Source organism: Chryseobacterium aurantiacum, from assembly GCF_003020585.1.
GTDB lineage: Bacteria > Bacteroidota > Bacteroidia > Flavobacteriales > Weeksellaceae > Chryseobacterium > Chryseobacterium aurantiacum.
Genome location: NZ_PXUE01000006.1, coordinates 207,175 through 222,832 on the forward strand (window position 1 = coordinate 207,175; position 15,658 = coordinate 222,832).

The 15,658-nt window shown below is 36.8% G+C and carries 18 protein-coding genes; 9 read left to right on the forward strand and 9 right to left on the reverse strand.

The window, feature by feature from the left end:
* The first annotated feature begins 111 nt into the window (after nt 1-111).
* The 3 genes from C7D53_RS18385 to C7D53_RS18395 all read left to right on the forward strand — a co-directional run bounded on the left by C7D53_RS18385 (nt 112) and on the right by C7D53_RS18395 (nt 1,739).
* The gene (locus C7D53_RS18385; protein ID WP_106917904.1) at nt 112-600 is read left to right on the forward strand and encodes a TlpA family protein disulfide reductase; all 489 of its coding nucleotides are present in this window, start codon (nt 112-114) and stop codon (nt 598-600) included.
* A gap of 8 nt (nt 601-608) precedes the next feature.
* On the forward strand, nt 609-1,265 hold the full coding sequence (locus tag C7D53_RS18390; protein WP_106917857.1) for a thioredoxin family protein: 657 nt from the start codon (nt 609-611) through the stop codon (nt 1,263-1,265).
* A gap of 78 nt (nt 1,266-1,343) precedes the next feature.
* Nucleotides 1,344-1,739, forward strand: coding sequence for a ribosomal maturation YjgA family protein (locus C7D53_RS18395; RefSeq protein WP_185126714.1), 396 nt, complete (start codon nt 1,344-1,346; stop codon nt 1,737-1,739).
* Nucleotides 1,740-1,749: 10 nt separating this feature from the next.
* Here the strand turns inward: C7D53_RS18395 and C7D53_RS18400 are convergent, their stop codons facing one another.
* From C7D53_RS18400 to C7D53_RS18415, 4 genes are read right to left on the reverse strand one after another with little or no spacing between them, the layout of a single operon-like run.
* On the reverse strand, nt 1,750-2,667 hold the full coding sequence (locus C7D53_RS18400) for a YARHG domain-containing protein (protein WP_106917858.1): 918 nt from the start codon (nt 2,665-2,667) through the stop codon (nt 1,750-1,752).
* Nucleotides 2,664-3,302: a DUF2306 domain-containing protein gene (locus C7D53_RS18405; protein ID WP_106917859.1), complete on the reverse strand. Its 639-nt coding sequence runs from the start codon at nt 3,300-3,302 to the stop codon at nt 2,664-2,666. The genes C7D53_RS18400 and C7D53_RS18405 overlap by 4 nt, the downstream gene beginning before the upstream one ends.
* A 1-nt stretch (nt 3,303) precedes the next feature.
* Nucleotides 3,304-3,708: an energy transducer TonB gene (locus C7D53_RS18410; protein ID WP_106917860.1), complete on the reverse strand. Its 405-nt coding sequence runs from the start codon at nt 3,706-3,708 to the stop codon at nt 3,304-3,306.
* Between the two features lie 31 nt (nt 3,709-3,739).
* Nucleotides 3,740-4,942, reverse strand: coding sequence for a BaiN/RdsA family NAD(P)/FAD-dependent oxidoreductase (locus C7D53_RS18415; protein WP_106917861.1), 1,203 nt, complete (start codon nt 4,940-4,942; stop codon nt 3,740-3,742).
* 114 nt (nt 4,943-5,056) lie between these two features.
* Between C7D53_RS18415 and C7D53_RS18420 the strand changes: the two genes are divergently transcribed.
* From C7D53_RS18420 to C7D53_RS18440, 5 genes are all read left to right on the forward strand, one after another.
* Entirely contained in the window at nt 5,057-5,551 is a 495-nt protein-coding gene (locus C7D53_RS18420; protein WP_106917906.1) for an acyl-CoA thioesterase, read from the forward strand.
* A gap of 91 nt (nt 5,552-5,642) precedes the next feature.
* The gene (gene thiL / locus C7D53_RS18425; protein WP_106917907.1) at nt 5,643-6,695 is read left to right on the forward strand and encodes a thiamine-phosphate kinase; all 1,053 of its coding nucleotides are present in this window, start codon (nt 5,643-5,645) and stop codon (nt 6,693-6,695) included.
* Nucleotides 6,696-6,786: 91 nt separating this feature from the next.
* Nucleotides 6,787-7,608: a helix-turn-helix domain-containing protein gene (locus C7D53_RS18430; RefSeq protein ID WP_106917862.1), complete on the forward strand. Its 822-nt coding sequence runs from the start codon at nt 6,787-6,789 to the stop codon at nt 7,606-7,608.
* A gap of 179 nt (nt 7,609-7,787) precedes the next feature.
* Nucleotides 7,788-8,984 carry a multidrug effflux MFS transporter gene (locus C7D53_RS18435; RefSeq protein ID WP_106917863.1) on the forward strand — a complete coding sequence of 399 codons (1,197 nt, stop codon included), beginning with the start codon at nt 7,788-7,790 and terminating at the stop codon, nt 8,982-8,984.
* A gap of 137 nt (nt 8,985-9,121) precedes the next feature.
* On the forward strand, nt 9,122-10,030 hold the full coding sequence (locus C7D53_RS18440; RefSeq protein ID WP_106917864.1) for a DUF6268 family outer membrane beta-barrel protein: 909 nt from the start codon (nt 9,122-9,124) through the stop codon (nt 10,028-10,030).
* A gap of 80 nt (nt 10,031-10,110) precedes the next feature.
* Here the strand turns inward: C7D53_RS18440 and C7D53_RS18445 are convergent, their stop codons facing one another.
* The 5 genes from C7D53_RS18445 to pepT all read right to left on the reverse strand — a co-directional run bounded on the left by C7D53_RS18445 (nt 10,111) and on the right by pepT (nt 14,591).
* Complete coding sequence (locus tag C7D53_RS18445) at nt 10,111-10,845, reverse strand: LytR/AlgR family response regulator transcription factor (protein WP_106917865.1); 735 nt, start codon at nt 10,843-10,845, stop codon at nt 10,111-10,113.
* Nucleotides 10,838-11,896 carry a sensor histidine kinase gene (locus C7D53_RS18450; RefSeq protein ID WP_106917866.1) on the reverse strand — a complete coding sequence of 353 codons (1,059 nt, stop codon included), beginning with the start codon at nt 11,894-11,896 and terminating at the stop codon, nt 10,838-10,840. Before C7D53_RS18450 ends, C7D53_RS18445 begins: the two co-directional genes overlap by 8 nt.
* A gap of 77 nt (nt 11,897-11,973) precedes the next feature.
* Complete coding sequence (locus C7D53_RS18455; RefSeq protein ID WP_106917867.1) at nt 11,974-12,588, reverse strand: porin family protein; 615 nt, start codon at nt 12,586-12,588, stop codon at nt 11,974-11,976.
* Between the two features lie 183 nt (nt 12,589-12,771).
* On the reverse strand, nt 12,772-13,338 hold the full coding sequence (locus C7D53_RS18460; RefSeq protein WP_106917868.1) for an energy transducer TonB: 567 nt from the start codon (nt 13,336-13,338) through the stop codon (nt 12,772-12,774).
* A 5-nt stretch (nt 13,339-13,343) separates the two neighbouring features.
* Nucleotides 13,344-14,591, reverse strand: coding sequence for a peptidase T (gene pepT / locus C7D53_RS18465; protein WP_106917908.1), 1,248 nt, complete (start codon nt 14,589-14,591; stop codon nt 13,344-13,346).
* A gap of 189 nt (nt 14,592-14,780) precedes the next feature.
* Between pepT and C7D53_RS18470 the strand changes: the two genes are divergently transcribed.
* The gene (locus tag C7D53_RS18470) at nt 14,781-15,629 is read left to right on the forward strand and encodes a hydroxymethylglutaryl-CoA lyase (RefSeq protein ID WP_106917869.1); all 849 of its coding nucleotides are present in this window, start codon (nt 14,781-14,783) and stop codon (nt 15,627-15,629) included.
* Nucleotides 15,630-15,658: the final 29 nt, after the last annotated feature.

A 15,658-nucleotide genomic window follows, 5' to 3' on the forward strand; every position in this document is an offset into this window, starting at 1 on the left:
TTTGAATAATTCAATAGGTGGTGAATGAAAATTATACAATAATTAAATATTATTAACAAATTTTAACAGATTGATACTCACGGGAAAAGAATGCAATTGGTAAATTTGAGTATGAAGAACTTAATAAAAATATTGGCCATATTTTTGTTCTGTACAGCTTATAAAGCTCAGCAGACTGAGGTTTCTGTTATAAAATATGAAGATCTTGAAAAAAGGATTCAGCAGGAAAAAGATAAATTTCTGGTCGTTAACTTCTGGGCAACAACCTGCGCTCCATGTGTGAAAGAATTGCCACACTTTATGGAAGTCAATAATAAATTTGCAGGAAACCCTAAGTTTAAGATGATTCTGGTTTCATTGGACAGACTGGTGGATAAGGACAGGGTTTTAAAATTTATAAAAAATAAAAACCTGACTGCTGAGGTTATTCTGCTGGATGATATTAAAAGAATGAACACCTGGATTCCCCGGTTTGAAAAGAACTGGGATGGAAATATTCCGGTAACTCTCTTCTATAAGAATGGAGAAAAAGTGTTTTTCAATGACGGAGAAATGAGCAGGGAAGACCTTGACAAAACAATTAGTGAAAATTTACAATAAATAATAGTATGAAAAATCTGAAAATTTTAATGACAGCATTTGTCGTTGGTTTAGGCTTAATGAGCTTTACAACAACGGATCACGATAAAAATATACCTCAAAAAGAAAAAAAGACTGCCGTAAAGGGCTATGAAGTAGGAGATGAGGCGGCTGATTTTAAACTTAAAAATATTGATGGAAAGATGGTTTCCCTAAGTGATTTTAAGACTGCAAAAGGATTTATTGTGGTCTTTACATGCAACCATTGTCCTTATGCAAAGAAATATGAAGACCGAATCATAGAGCTTGATAAAAAATATAAAGATCAGGGATATCCGGTCATTGCCATCAACCCGAATGATCCTAATGTACAACCTGAAGATGGTTACAAACAGATGATTGACAGGGCAAAACAGAAAGGGTTCACGTTTCCGTATTTAGTAGATGAAGGTCAAAAAATTTATCCTCAATATGGCGCTACAAAAACCCCGCATGTCTTTGTATTGGAAAAAGAAAACGGCAAAAATATCGTAAAATATATAGGAGCCATTGACAATAATTATGATAATCCCAATGATGTGTCTGAATATTATGCTCAGGATGCAGTAAACGCTTTGATAAAGGGAGAGCCTGTAAAAATGACAAAAACTGTTGCCATCGGGTGTACAATAAAGGTAAAGAAATAATATATTTGCTTAAATAATGATCGGCGTTTTTCTAAATGCCGATTTTTTATGCCTTTTTTATCTTCAAAAACAATCATGATGAAATTACAATTTAGCCTGAAATACTTTCTGATCTCCATCTTCATTTTTCTTATAGAAGTTTTAATTGCCACCAAGCTGAAAGATATTTTTTTTGTGCGGGCTTATCTGGGTGATGTCATTGTTGTTATCCTTCTTTATACAATGGTGAAAAGCTTTTTCAGGGTAAATAATCAAAAACTTATTGGAGGGATTTTAATTTTTTCCTGCATGGTGGAGTTTGCACAATACTTCAATATTGCAGAAAAATTAGGCTTCCGAGAGGGAAGCCTAATGTATATTGTTATCGGAAATTCATTTTCCTGGATAGATATTCTGTGTTATGCTGCAGGGTGTCTGCTAATTTATCTTTTTGTAAAAGTGACAGAAAATAAAGCTATAACGGCTAATTCCTGATTCCTGCTACCTATCTCCCAAAACTATCATATTTATCCTCTGCATACTTGATAAAGCGATTCAATAAAGCTACATTTTCCTTTTCCATGGAAGAAAGCTCATTGTCCACATTTCCCGAAACAGGAATATACCAATCCGTCTGTTCGAAGAAATTTCTATAGGTTTCTTTTTTAAAGGAATAACCGTGCCTTGCAAATACAGAATTTTTGATAATCTCGAGATCCAGTTTTCTTAGATTTTTAATTTCTTTTTCATTCAGTTTTTGTTTGGATGCGTTAAGCTTGAATACCGCATCAGAAGCCACTCTGTTTTTGGATGTAGTGTAGCTTTCCGTCTTTCCCTCACTATCTGTATATTTCTCTACAAAATCCTTCGGATTTGTCCAGTCAACCAAGTTGGAATCCGGATCCAGCATGAAATTAGGGTTATAAACAAATTCTTTTTTGGTGAGCTTAAGGGTTTTCAAAGGAGCCTTTACAGCCGTCTTATTAAATGCATTCCACTTTCCGGTAAGGCTGTCACCGCTTAGTTTTACCTCAAATCTACCATCCGTTTTGTCATTTCCGGGTTCATCCAGCACAAAAGATTTTGAAGATTCATTGAAGACTCCTCTGATGGGGCGCTGGTTTCCATTTACAATACTTTGCCCGTAAACACTGTCCTTTGTAATTCTATTGATTTTCAGGGAGATTCTTTTGTAGACGCTTCCGTCATATTCTGAACCATCAGATTCATCAATCATTTTTTCCATACCGGCAAACTCTCCGGTGTAGATTCCATAGTATTCCTGATGAAGTTCCGGAATGATAACAGAATCTTTTTTTGCGGTTAGAGAATCATTTCCTGATCCGTTGGTTTTCCCATCTTTTTTACATCCTACCAATGAAATGGTAAGTAGGGAAATAAGCGTGTAATTTAAAATTTTCATAGATGTTTTTTTGTGATTAAGTATTCAATTAAAAGGAGATTGGGGATCCAGCCCAGCCACGCAATGATTTGGTAGACATCCATGGGGTTGGGGTGAAATAAATATACAATAATAACTTTCCACATTCGTAATGTGATGGCAGATAAAGTAAGAGCAAAGCTTCTCCACATCCATTGTTTATGCTCCTTAAATCTTTTTTGTCTGGCCAGTTGATAGGCCTTATAGGTAGAAAACCACCATAAAACCCCTAAAATAATAAATGAAACCTTTGAAGAAAATCCACCATTAGCAAAGAATCCCATATACATTCCGGAGGGAGCAGCAAAAAGAAGAATGAGAAAAATATAGACCTTTCCCATGTTTCTGTGAAGATTTCTTAACCCAAAATCTTTCCTTATGACAGCTAAGAAACCGGAAAGTAATACAAAAATGCTTGTATAAACATGAGTATAAAAAAACGTAAGATATTCCGGGCTTTCTACTACTTCTGTTTGTTTAATCATCAGAAAGCTAACATTAGAATCCAATGGAATATATTCCAGCGTGATTGTAAGCATCAGCCAAAAGAAATACCCAAATCCCAGAACTAAAAGGATTGTGAGAATTTTTGAAACATTTCTTTTGGCCGAAACCATATCAGAGGTTTATAGTTGTTGGAACTGTAACCCAATATTTTACAGGACGGCCACTACTCTGAGCGGGCTTCCATTTAATTTTTATGGATTTTATAACACGTTCCATTTCCTGATTCATGTCCTTATTATCCCCTTTAGCAGAGACAGATTCAATATTTCCATTAGTGCCCACTACAAATTTTGTTACTGATGTAAGTACTCCAGAGCTTTTTATGTTTGAAATATTGATTTCTTGGTAAATATATTTTCTGAGAGCATCCATACCGCCGGGGAACTCTGCTGGAGTTTCTACATTGACATTCTCTGTAGAGACAACAGATTTATTGTTTGCCAATCCTGTTTGTATTGTTTGGGCAAAAATAAAATGAGAGACTAATAGTAAGATAAATAAACCTGCTTTTTTCATAGTTATAGTTTTTATTAAAAGTAGTGTTTTTTTATAAGTTGTTGAGATCCTGAGCAATCAGCCATCCCTCGCTCCAGCAAGCCTGAAAATTAAAGCCACCAGTTACCGCATCAATATTTAAGACCTCTCCTGCAACATAAAAATTAGGTAGAAGTTTCGAAGACATGTTTTTGAAGTTAATCTCCTTTAAATCAATGCCTCCAGCCGTTACAAATTCATCCTTAAATGTTGATTTTCCGGTTACCTGAAACTTTTTAGCGCAAAGATTTTCCAGAATTTTCTGCATTTCCTTCCCTGAAATATTGGCAACCTGCTTGTTGAGGTCAACCTTTGAAATTTCCAGGATTTTCTGCCAGAATCGGTTCGTTATATCAAATATTTTGGACTGTCCCACTGTCTTTTTAGGGTTGCTTTGTTTGAAGTTCTGAAAGGCTTCCTCTGCTTCTTCCACGTCCATTGAGATAAAATTAACCTCAATTTCAAAATTGTACTTAACCTTGGCAAGGCTTATTGCTTCCCACGCTGAAATTTTCAAAACAGCAGGTCCGGAAAGTCCCCAGTGGGTAATCAGTAAAGGCCCGCTTTCTTCTGTTTTCAGTTTTGGGATTGAAATACCTGCATTTTCAAAACTTGTTCCCGGGAGATCTTTTAGAAGCTCATCCTTAATATTAAAGGTAAAAAGGGATGGAACAAGGTCTACAATCTTATGTCCCAGATTTTCAATCATTTTCAGAGATTTGGGAGAGCTTCCGGTTGTATAAACAATATAATCTGCTTCAAAGTCTCCGGAATTAGTTCTTACCACGTACTTTTCATCCAGTTTTTTAATCTCCTTTACTGTACATTTTGTTTTTACCGTCACATTTTTCTTTTGAGTTTCATTCAAAAAAGTATTGATGATGGTCTGTGAAGAATTGCTTTCAGGGAAAGTTCTGTTGTCATTTTCAATTTTCAACGGAACGTTACGCTGATCAAACCATTCCATCGTATCTCCCGGCTGGAATTTGGTGAAAACACTTAATAATTCCTTGTTTCCGCGAGGATAAAACTGAACAAGCTCCCTTGGATCAAAGCATGCATGGGTAACATTGCAGCGTCCGCCTCCGGAAATCTTTACTTTCTGAAGAACATCAGAGTTCTGTTCTAAAATTGTAATTGTATATTTCTTTTCGTCAAGGTTCGATGCGCAGAAAAAGCCTGCAGCACCGCCTCCGATTATAATGATCTGTTTCATGTATGTGTAATCCTATGCTGAAGATTATTTTTTCAAAAGTACAATTTTTATAAACCATCTTATTTGAGTATTTTTGAAGATTATAATTTTAATTATACCAAAAACGATTTTCATATGATTTTCTACCATAAATTTGAAGTGAGATGGAGTGATCTTGATGCCAATAAGCATTTGGCCAATTCATCCTATGTACAATATTGTGCACAAGCCAGAATGGCTTTCATGACCAAAGAGAAAATGGGTGTTACCCAACTGAGCAGATGGGGAATTGGTCCGGTTATCCTGCATGAAAGATACTCTTTCTTCAAGGAGATCTATGCAGATCAGATCGTAATTGTAAGTGTAGAAATAGACGGATGTTCAGAAGATTCTTCTATCTATCGTTTTGTACACAAATTCTATACACCAGATGGAATGCACTGTGCTACAGCAGAAGCTACAGGCGTATGGATTGATATGATGCTTAGAAAAATGACAACTCCACCAGACGATGTAGTGGAGGCAATGAATAAATATAAAAGCCCGGAAACTGTGGTGCTGTCAAAAGAAGACTTTAAAAAGTTTCCTTTCCACCCACAAAATATTGATCCGGCAGAATTGACGAAATAATTCAAAGTTTAAAGTTTAGGGTTCAATGTTATGAAGGACTTTTAGGTCATTAATACATTTTACTTTGAGCATGGTACAAAAAAGAAATTTTATGTTTGAAGATAAATCACAGGAGCTTACGCCCATTTCAAAACTGGGAGAATTCGGTCTTATTAAACATTTGACAGAGCATTTTCCATTATCCAATGAATCTTCAGAACTTGGAGTAGGAGATGATGCGGCAGTTGTTAATCCTGGTAATAAAAAAGTGGTTCTTACCACTGATGTTTTGGCTGAGGGAGTGCATTTTAACCTGGGCTATGTTCCGTTAAAGCATCTTGGTTACAAAGCGGTTGTGGTAAACCTAAGTGATATTGCTGCAATGAATGCGGTTCCTACCCAAATTTTAGTGTCTCTGGCTGTTTCCAACCGTTTTCCGGTTGAGGCTTTGGAGGAGATTTATTCAGGAATTCAGGCGGCATGTGCAAGATACAAAGTTGACCTTATTGGAGGAGATACAACGAGTTCTAATGCCGGATTGGTGATGAGCATTACTGCTGTAGGAATTGAAGCTGATGAAAATATTGTCAAGAGAAGCGGAGCAAAGGCAAATGATCTTCTTGTAGTTACAGGAGATCTGGGTGGAGCTTATATGGGGCTTCAGATTCTGGAAAGAGAACATGCTGTTTATCTTGCAGACCCGAATATGCAGCCGGAGATGGAGGGCTACGATTATATCCTGGAGAGACAATTGAAGCCTGAAGCAAGAACAGACGTTAAAAATATTTTAGAAGAATTGGATATTAAACCAACTTCCATGATTGATATTTCTGACGGTTTAGCTTCCGAGATTCTTCACCTTTCCGATCAGTCAAAAGTAGGATTCAGATTGTATGAGGAAAAAATTCCTTTAGATAATCTAACGATCTCTACGGCAGATGAAATGAACTTAAATCCTGTAATGACAGCATTAAGCGGAGGAGAGGACTACGAATTGTTATTCACCATTTCACCCAATGACTTTGATAAAATTAAAAATCATCCGGATTTTACCATTATCGGACATGCTGTTGAAAAAGAAGATGGAAACTTTATGGTAGCGAGAGGGTCTAATCAGCTGGTTGCTCTTACCGCCCAAGGATGGGATGCTTTTTTAAGCCAGTAAAATTGAAAAATTATATTTAATTTTAAATATTGTAAGAAGACCGCAGCACTTTTTTTGCTGTGGTTTTTGTTTATAGCTAAATAATTTAGTAATGATTACGCCAGAAAAAGAAATTCCGGTTCATCACCTGACTTCCGAAGAATTTCAGATGAGTACTCTGACTGATGCCGGTCCAGAGAACTTTCATGATGTTCACCGTCATAATTTTTTTGAAATCATCTGGTTTAGGGAAGTATATGAAAACAGTCTATTAGAATTGGATTTTGAAAGGTATAAACTCAAGAACAATCAAATCTGTATCATTGCGCCGGGGCAGGCATTCAACATGAAATTAGACGGAGAGAAAGGGTATGCCATGGCAATAAGCAGGGAAATTTTCAACGAAGCCTGTACCATAGAATCGGTGCTTACGGGAGGAGAGCTCCCCTTTTTTTTAAATCCCCAAAATGAAAAAACCTGCAGAACAATTATAGCGTTGATGGAGCAGGAATATAAAACAACCGCAAGAACAGAACTCTTAAAAGCTTATCTGAAAGCATTTTGTATCATCATCGGAGAACAAATTATTCCTCAGGAACCTTTATTGAATGACCGTCAGCGTATTCAGCAACTGATAAAACTAATTGAAGAAAACTATATCACTCACAAAAATACATCCTTTTATGCTGAACATTTAAAAATAAGCACTCATCACCTGAATGATATTGTTCGTTTATCAAGAGCAACCACTGTAAAGAAAATGATTGCCCAAAGACTTATTCTTGAAGCCAAAAGAGAACTTAGTTTTGGAGCCCTCTCCATTAAAGAGATTGCTTTCAAACTTGGTTTTACTGATACTTCATATTTTTCCCGATTTTTCAAGAAACATACAGGGCAAAACCCCGATTTTTTTAAAAATAAAGAAAAAGAATAATCTTCAATATGTACAATCTGATTGATTTATATTTGTACTTATTGTTTGTTTCCTGTTCGTAAATCTTCAGTTTGTCCTGTTATTTCTTCAGTTCTGTTATTGAACCGTCTGCTTTTTTGGAGGACCTTTGCGCTCCATGAAAACCACATGAGTAGATCGTTTAATAATTAATACTATTTATGAAAAACCTAGGGGTCGTTATTTTTATTTTAGCCTTGCTTAATACATTGGAATCGTTAAGTATAGACCTGTATTTACCTGCATTCCCAAGTATGGCTCAAATTTTCCAGACGGATATCGGGCACATACAGATCTCCATTTCTGTATTTTTTGCAGGATTTGCCATTGGACAACTTTTATGGGGTCCTTTATCAGATCATAAAGGAAGAAAACCGATGTTGTACTGCGGGTTGCTATTGTTTATTTTAGGAGCAATAGGAATCTATTTCACAAAAAATATTTATATGCTATGGGCGATGCGTTTTCTACAGGCGTTCGGGGGAAGTGCCGGAATTGTGATAGGAAGAGCCATCATTATAGACCTTTATGATAAACAAAAATCTGTTGCCATATTTTCCCAGCAATCTCAGATAAGTGGGGTAGCCCCTATTGTAGCGCCTTTACTGGGAAGTGTATTCCTTAAATTTTGGGGATGGAATAGTTCTTTTGCCTTCCTTGTAATATTAGGATTTATAACACTCATTTTGGTTTACAAATGTGTTCCTGAAACCAATGCCAGACTTTTATCCAAAGACAATGATGTTGTAGAGGAAAAAATAAATCTGATGGAACAGCTTAAAGCAATTCTGTCCAACAGAGACTTTGTAAACAATACGATGATCGGAAGCATTGCTTTTGCCTCCCTGATAATCTATATTTCCAATGCTCCTTTTCTTTTTATGGAGTTGCATGGTTTTTCCAGTGAAGTCTTTGGGTTTATCTTCGCATTCAATTCTGTAGCTTTAATTTTGGCGGCCTATATCACTCCAAGATTGATCAAGAGGTTTGAAGAAACACGAATTAAGTTCTGGGCCACAGTTATTTTATTATCCTCCTGTTGTCTTCATATTCTGGTTTCAATGTATCAGTTGTCTGTAGGGCTGGAAATTGTATTATTGCATATCTCTTTATTAGCTATAGGAATTTTATTCCCGATCACCTCTGCCCATGCCCTGTCGCCATTTAAGGAAGGACGCGGTACAGCGGCAGCATTAATGGGCTTTATGCAGCTAATGGTTACCTTTTTAATCTCAGGTGTTGTAGGACTTATGGAAGCAGACTCCATCATACCAATGGTGGTTACAAGAGCCTTAATAGGATTAATTGCCGTATGGTTTGGTTATCGTTCATTGAAACGAATCAAAGTATTTGCATAAGAAAAAGCAGAGTGTTTGGAGGGAGTTTTCAAAATATGATCCTGCTACTATTCCTGTTGGTCATCATAGACGTACACTTAATCAAGTAATTTTTGAAAGAAATAGTCAAAAGGTTCTCTTTGCATAAAATTTAGAATATGAAAAGAAACCTTTTGACGGCTTTTTGCTGCCTATTGCCGTTAGGATATTGGATCCATGCACAGACGGGAATATCTGCAGAATTGAAGACAGAATACACCCCATTTTCCAACTATATTCGTCCGGAAGACAGTGTTAAAACCAACTCTAAGAGTGATTTTAAAAGAGTAAATCTGAATCTGAGTATTCCATTGTCTATAAAAAAAGACAGTAACGGAAAGATAAAAGCCTGGTCAATGCTCCTTAGCGGATCCTATGCAAGAATATCACACAAAAACTACGAAACTCCGTTATTTCCGGATCAGATGTTGAATGCTCAGGTTGGGCTGCAGCATATAAGACCTTTGGGAAAGAAATGGAGTATAATGATGATGGCTTCAGTAGGGCTGTATACTGATCTTGAAAGAATAAGTTCTGATGATATATTAGGTCAGGGAGGAGTTCTGTTTATAAGACATTTTAATCCGAACCTTGCTTTGGGTGGAGGCCCCGTTCTTACCACAGCATTTGGAACACCAATGGTTTTGCCGTGGATTTATTTTGATTGGAAAACCAACGGAAAGGTCAAATTCAAGATTAATTTCCCTGAAGGAGCAGAGGCGGGATATCAGTTTTCAGATGCCCTTACCCTAAAAGCAGTAGTCAACCTCAGCGGAATGTTGGTAGAAAGAAATAAAGACGGAAAATCTATTATGTTTGGATATCAGCAGATCACGGCGGGGCTAAGACCGGAAATAAAAATCAATGACAAATTGAGCCTCGGTATTACGGGTGGATCAACTCTGGTGAGAAATTTCAGTGAAAGCGAACGAAAAATCTCAAGCATTTTTAAAGATAAAAAAATCGCAGATCCCAAGTTTACAAGTACATTCTATGCTGCCCTTGCAATACGCTGGAATCTACCTTAAGAAAAAGGCTGGAAGAAAGAAGTTTAACCGCTTAATTGCTCTTCAGATTATTATAACTTCTCTCTTCCAGACCTTATTCTTTATTTACTAATCAGCTTCTTATATACCACCTGGTTAAGCAATTCTTCTTTTCGGGTCCGGGAAATGGGAAGCTCTATTTTATTAATGAACAAACGCCCTCCGGAAATCATGTCAATATGGGTAATATTGATTAAAAAAGACTTATGAATCCTGAAGAAATGATCAGTGGGCAATGATTCCTCAATAGCTTTCATGGTTTGATGGATTACCAGAGATTTATCCTTAAAATGAAGCTTGGTGTAATTCTGCATGCTTTCGATAAATAAAATATCTACCCAGGAAATCTTGATGAACGTATCAGACTGCCTTACATACAGAAAAGGATCATCCAAAGGGGTGTTTTTTCTTAGTTTCTCGTTGATAATAAACTGTTGCTGGGCCTTATTCACCGCCTGATAAAAACGATTAAAGGCTATAGGTTTTAAAAGATAGTCAGCGACTTGCAGCCGGAATCCCTCCAGTGCATATTCTGAATAAGCCGTTGTAAGGATACATAAAGGTGGATTTTCAAGTTGCTCCAAAAACTCAAGACCAGTAAGGTAGGGCATATTGATATCCAGAAAAAGAAGATCTATTTCACTTTCTTTTACCTTGGTGTCTGCCTCCAACGCAGTAGCACAGGCACCCTCCACGGATAGAAAATCAATCTGATCTGCCAATTCCTTAAGATGGAATCTTGCCAACGGTTCGTCATCTATAATCAGGCATTTCATTTTAGGAATCGTATTACTCATTTCTTTCAGAGAGTTTTAAGGTTAAAGTTACTTTATAGACAATACCATCAGATTCAATTTTCAAATCATGGGAATCCGGATATTGTAGTTTTAATCGTTTTTTTACATTTTCAAGGCCAATTCCCCCGGCTCCGTCTTTCTTTTTGTACATGGCCACATCAGAATAAGAATTTTCTACATAAAAAAAGAGATTTCCGTTTTCCTCCTTATAATTGATTTTAATGTAGCCTTTATGTCCGGGAAGTCTGCAAACATATTTAAAGGCGTTTTCAATAAAAGGAACCAAAAGTAGGGGGGCAATGAAAGCCTTTCTGCTTCCGGTTTCCCAGGTTGCCCTTACATCCAGCTCATTTCCCCATCTTAGCTTTTCTACCTCAACAAGATTTTGAAGATATTCAATTTCCTTATCCAGCGGAACCAGATTTTGATTGCAATGATAGAGTTGATACCGCAAAATATCAGAGAACTTCATCAGCAAAAAATCGGCAAGCTCCGTATCCCGTTTCATCAGGATATGAATATGATTCAGGATATTGAATACCACATGCGGATTGATCTGATCCTGAAGAAGCTTAAGCTGATTTTCCAGATGGGCTTGCTGAAGAAGGATGTGGTCTCTTTCTATTCTTCCGTGTTCTTTATAGAATTTGATGCCGCAGGCAGACCCATTGATCAAAAAAGAGGCAGGTAAAGACATATAAAAGCCTTTCCATAAAAAAGGAAGATGATCCCAAAAGTTTGGAGGAAGCTGGTTTTTGGGAGAAACTTCGAGATAAGTGAAAATAACAGAGAAAATAAAGCTCAAAAGAAAAATAACCATTACCGTATGGATCAGAAATTTTTTCATTTTTTTTGCCCGTAACGCTTTTGGAAGAAGTTTATTGGTTAAAAAATGAGTAAACATAAAAGAACTGATAGCAATGATAACAGCTTGAATGATGGCGAGATATTTATCTGTCTCAGTCTGAAAATTGCACCATAATACAATCGTAAAAACAAGCCAGAAAATAAAGGTGAATATGTATTCTCTTAAAACAAATGGTTTTGTCATAGAAGCTTAAAATAATTTAATAAAAAAATAGAAACTGCAGGTCCGCAGTTTCTAATGAGTAAAGATAATTTAAGTTTTTAGAATAGAAAATAACCTATTCCAAGGCTAAAGCTGTGAGGTTTGGATTTAAACTCCTTACTAATGTTTGAAAGTCCGTTTTCATACCTCAGATCTATCGTAAAATTCTTGTAATCTACACCCACACCTCCTGTTATACCGATATTGGATTTGTCAAATTTTTGAAAACCCTCCTGAAGAGCCTGTGAGCTGGATATATTATTATTATTATTATTATTATTATTAAAAGCATAGCTGTAGACTCCACCGGCAAAGACTCTTACATTAAAATCATCGGTCTTTACCAGTTTATAACCTATTACCACGGGAAGATCAATAGCATTCCATGTAAGCTTTGCGGAACCTCCATCTTTTGTGTCGTAGGATGTTTTTCTTTTGTTGAATAAAGCTTCTCCTTGTACATACAGGCTTCCAATGTCTAGTCTTGTCATTACCCCTGCCTGATAACCGAAACCGTATTTCCCTTCCAAGGAAGAAGACTCCGTTGAGGTTTTTGTAAAATTTGTACCTCCCTTTACCCCAATGTGAAAAGCAGGTGTTTGTTGTGCCTGAGTTTTAATGGAACAGGTGATGCATAAAAATAATGAGCTTAATGCCAAAAATTGTTGTTTCATAAGTTGATTGCTGTTAAAAATCTGATGCAAAACAACAACTCTGGCAAAGAGTATAAAATTTTATTTGACGAATGGCAACAAGGCTGTGACGAGGTGTGCGGATGAAGATGGAAAATTACGTGACATCAGAAAGCGGGGATGAATAAAAAACAAACCCGGTAAGATCTACCGGGTTTGTTTTTGTTATTTTTTAAATGTTAAAACCAAAGGAATCGTGATCATGGATGATATCGGTTTTCCATTGCTTTCTGTAGGTTTCCACTTGCCTTTTTCCCTGATACGGTAGAAAGCAGCTTCAATAAATGCATTTACATCATCATTATTTCCCTTTACCTGAGCATTAAGGGCATTGCCTTTTGAGTCAACTGTAAAGCTTAAGGTTGCTTTGTAAGAATCTGAAGCATAGTTTAAGAAAGTAAGATCCACAGCTTCATACAATGACTTTTGAAAAGCTGCTTTTCCAGTCTCATATTCTGCTTCTTTGCTCACCTTTGTCTTAATGGGCGGGTCGTTAGCTAATGCTTTCTTTTCGTCTTCAGAGATTTTCTCAAGGGCATTTTTATAGGATGTTATTTTGTCCTCTGTAAGAAGCCACTCTAGCTTAGTTCTTAAATCATTAGGCTTCGGATATTTGTTATACAGGGCCTTTTTCTTTCTTTCATATTTAGAGTCTGCTTTTTGAAACCCCGAAATCTGGGCGCTTCCGAAAGCAAACGAGAATATAAATGCTAATGCTAAGAGTTTATTCATCTTAATTAGGCTTTTACAATATTAATAATTACTCCAGTTGCCTTTTCCATACTTTCCAGGGCTACATATTCATAAGGTCCGTGGAAGTTGATTCCTCCGGCGAAGATATTTGGACAAGGAAGGCCCATATAAGAAAGCTGTGCGCCATCTGTACCTCCTCTGATTGCCTTTATTTTAGGTTCAATACCAGCTTCAGTCATTGCCTTGGCGGCAAGATCTACAATGTGCATTTTGCCTTCGAATTGCTGCTTCATATTTCTGTATTGCTCCTTGATCTCTACTTCAGCGGTTCCTTCACCATGTTTTTGGTTAAATTCAGCTACTTTTTCCTCCAGAAATTTCTTTCTTGCCTCGTATTTATCAGCGTCGTGGTCACGGATAATATATTGAAGTTTAGCTTCTGAAATATCAGCGGTAACATCCATTAAGTGATAGAAACCATCAAAACCTTTTGTAGTAGACGGCGTTTCGTTGGCAGGAAGCATTTGGATGAACTCAGCAGCTAATAACGCCGCATTTACCATTTTACCGTAAGCATAACCAGGGTGTACACTCAATCCGTGAATTTTTACAACAGCTCCTGCAGCATTGAAGTTCTCATATTCCAATTCTCCAACTTCTCCACCATCCATTGTGTAAGCCCATTCAGCACCGAACTTAGCTACATCAAACTTGTGTGCTCCTCTTCCGATCTCTTCATCAGGAGTAAATCCTACAGCAATTCTTCCATGCTTGATCTCTGGGTGTGCAAGGAGATATTCAGCGGCAGTTACAATTTCTGCACAACCCGCCTTATCATCCGCCCCTAGAAGAGTAGTCCCGTCTGTTGTGATTAATGTCTGACCGATATATTTTTTTAAACTTTCAAATTTTGAAGAAGATAATGTGAATCCGGTAGCCTGGTTCAGCAGAAGATCATTTCCGTCATAGTTTTCCCAAACCTGAGGTTTTACATTTTCTCCATTGAAGTCCGGTGATGTATCATAGTGTGAAATAAACCCAATGGTAGGTCTGTTATCATTTTCCAGGTTAGATGGAACATATCCCATAATATACCCGTTCTCATCAATTGAAACATCTTCCAGACCGATCGTTTTCAGCTCTTCTGTAATGTAATTGGCGATATCCCACTGGCGAGGAGTAGAAGGAGTAGCCTCACTTTCTGCATCACTCGTTGAATATATCTTTACATAGCTAAGAAAACGGTTCAGTAATTTCTCTTTCCATAATGGATTGAATTCTATTGTACTCATCAGATTGATCATAAATTTTAACAAAGTTAGCAAATTTGACGCTCAGAATACGTTATTTGCGACTGAATATCAATTATTGAAATTATAAATCAGATATAAATATTTGAAAATCAAAATAGTGTTAGATTTGTATGGACAGTATACGAACTAGTTTAGTTTTATTATATTTGAGAAAATCAAAAAGTAAAAATGTTTCTTACCGAATGTCCTAGAGATGCCATGCAGGGATGGGGAGAGTTTATCCCTACGCATAAAAAAATAGATTATATCAACTCCTTAATGGATGTTGGCTTTGATGTATTGGATTGTCTGAGTTTTGTTTCTCCAAAAGCAATTCCACAGATGGCTGACTCTGATGAGGTGGCTGAAAATATTGATAAATCCCGCTCCAAAACAAAGGTGTCTGCCATTATTGGAAATTATAGAGGTGCTGAAAAAGCATTGAAACACCCATCGGTGGATATTCTTGGATTCCCGTTCTCTATTTCCGAAACCTTTCAGCATAGAAATACCAATAAAAGTCAGGAAGAGGCTTTTGATGAAATCATTAAAATGCTGGAACTGGTGAAAAGTGAAGGAAAACAACTGAATATTTATTTTTCCATGGCTTTTGGAAATCCGTACGGTGAAATGTGGAAGTGGGAAGATGTAGACCAATGGGCACAAAGGTTTTCTGACATCGGTGTAAAGGATATTCTTCTTTCTGACACCACAGGAGTGGCAACCCCGGAAACAATTACTCTTTTATTTGAAAAAATTCCATCAAAATATCCTGAAATTAACTTTGGAGGACATTTCCATAATCGTTATGAAGAATCTTATTCAAAATTAAAAGCGGCTTATGACAAAGGTTGCAGAAGATTCGACAGCGCGATTAAGGGAATTGGAGGATGTCCCATGGCCAAGGATGATCTTGTAGGAAATATGCCTACGGAACAGGTGATTAACTTTATGAGTGTTGAAAAAGCAGACCATAAACTGAACCTGCTGAATTTTGAAAGTTCTTATAACAAGGCTAAGGATATTTTTCATTTTTAAAATAATTGCAGAATATATCTCTCGCAGAT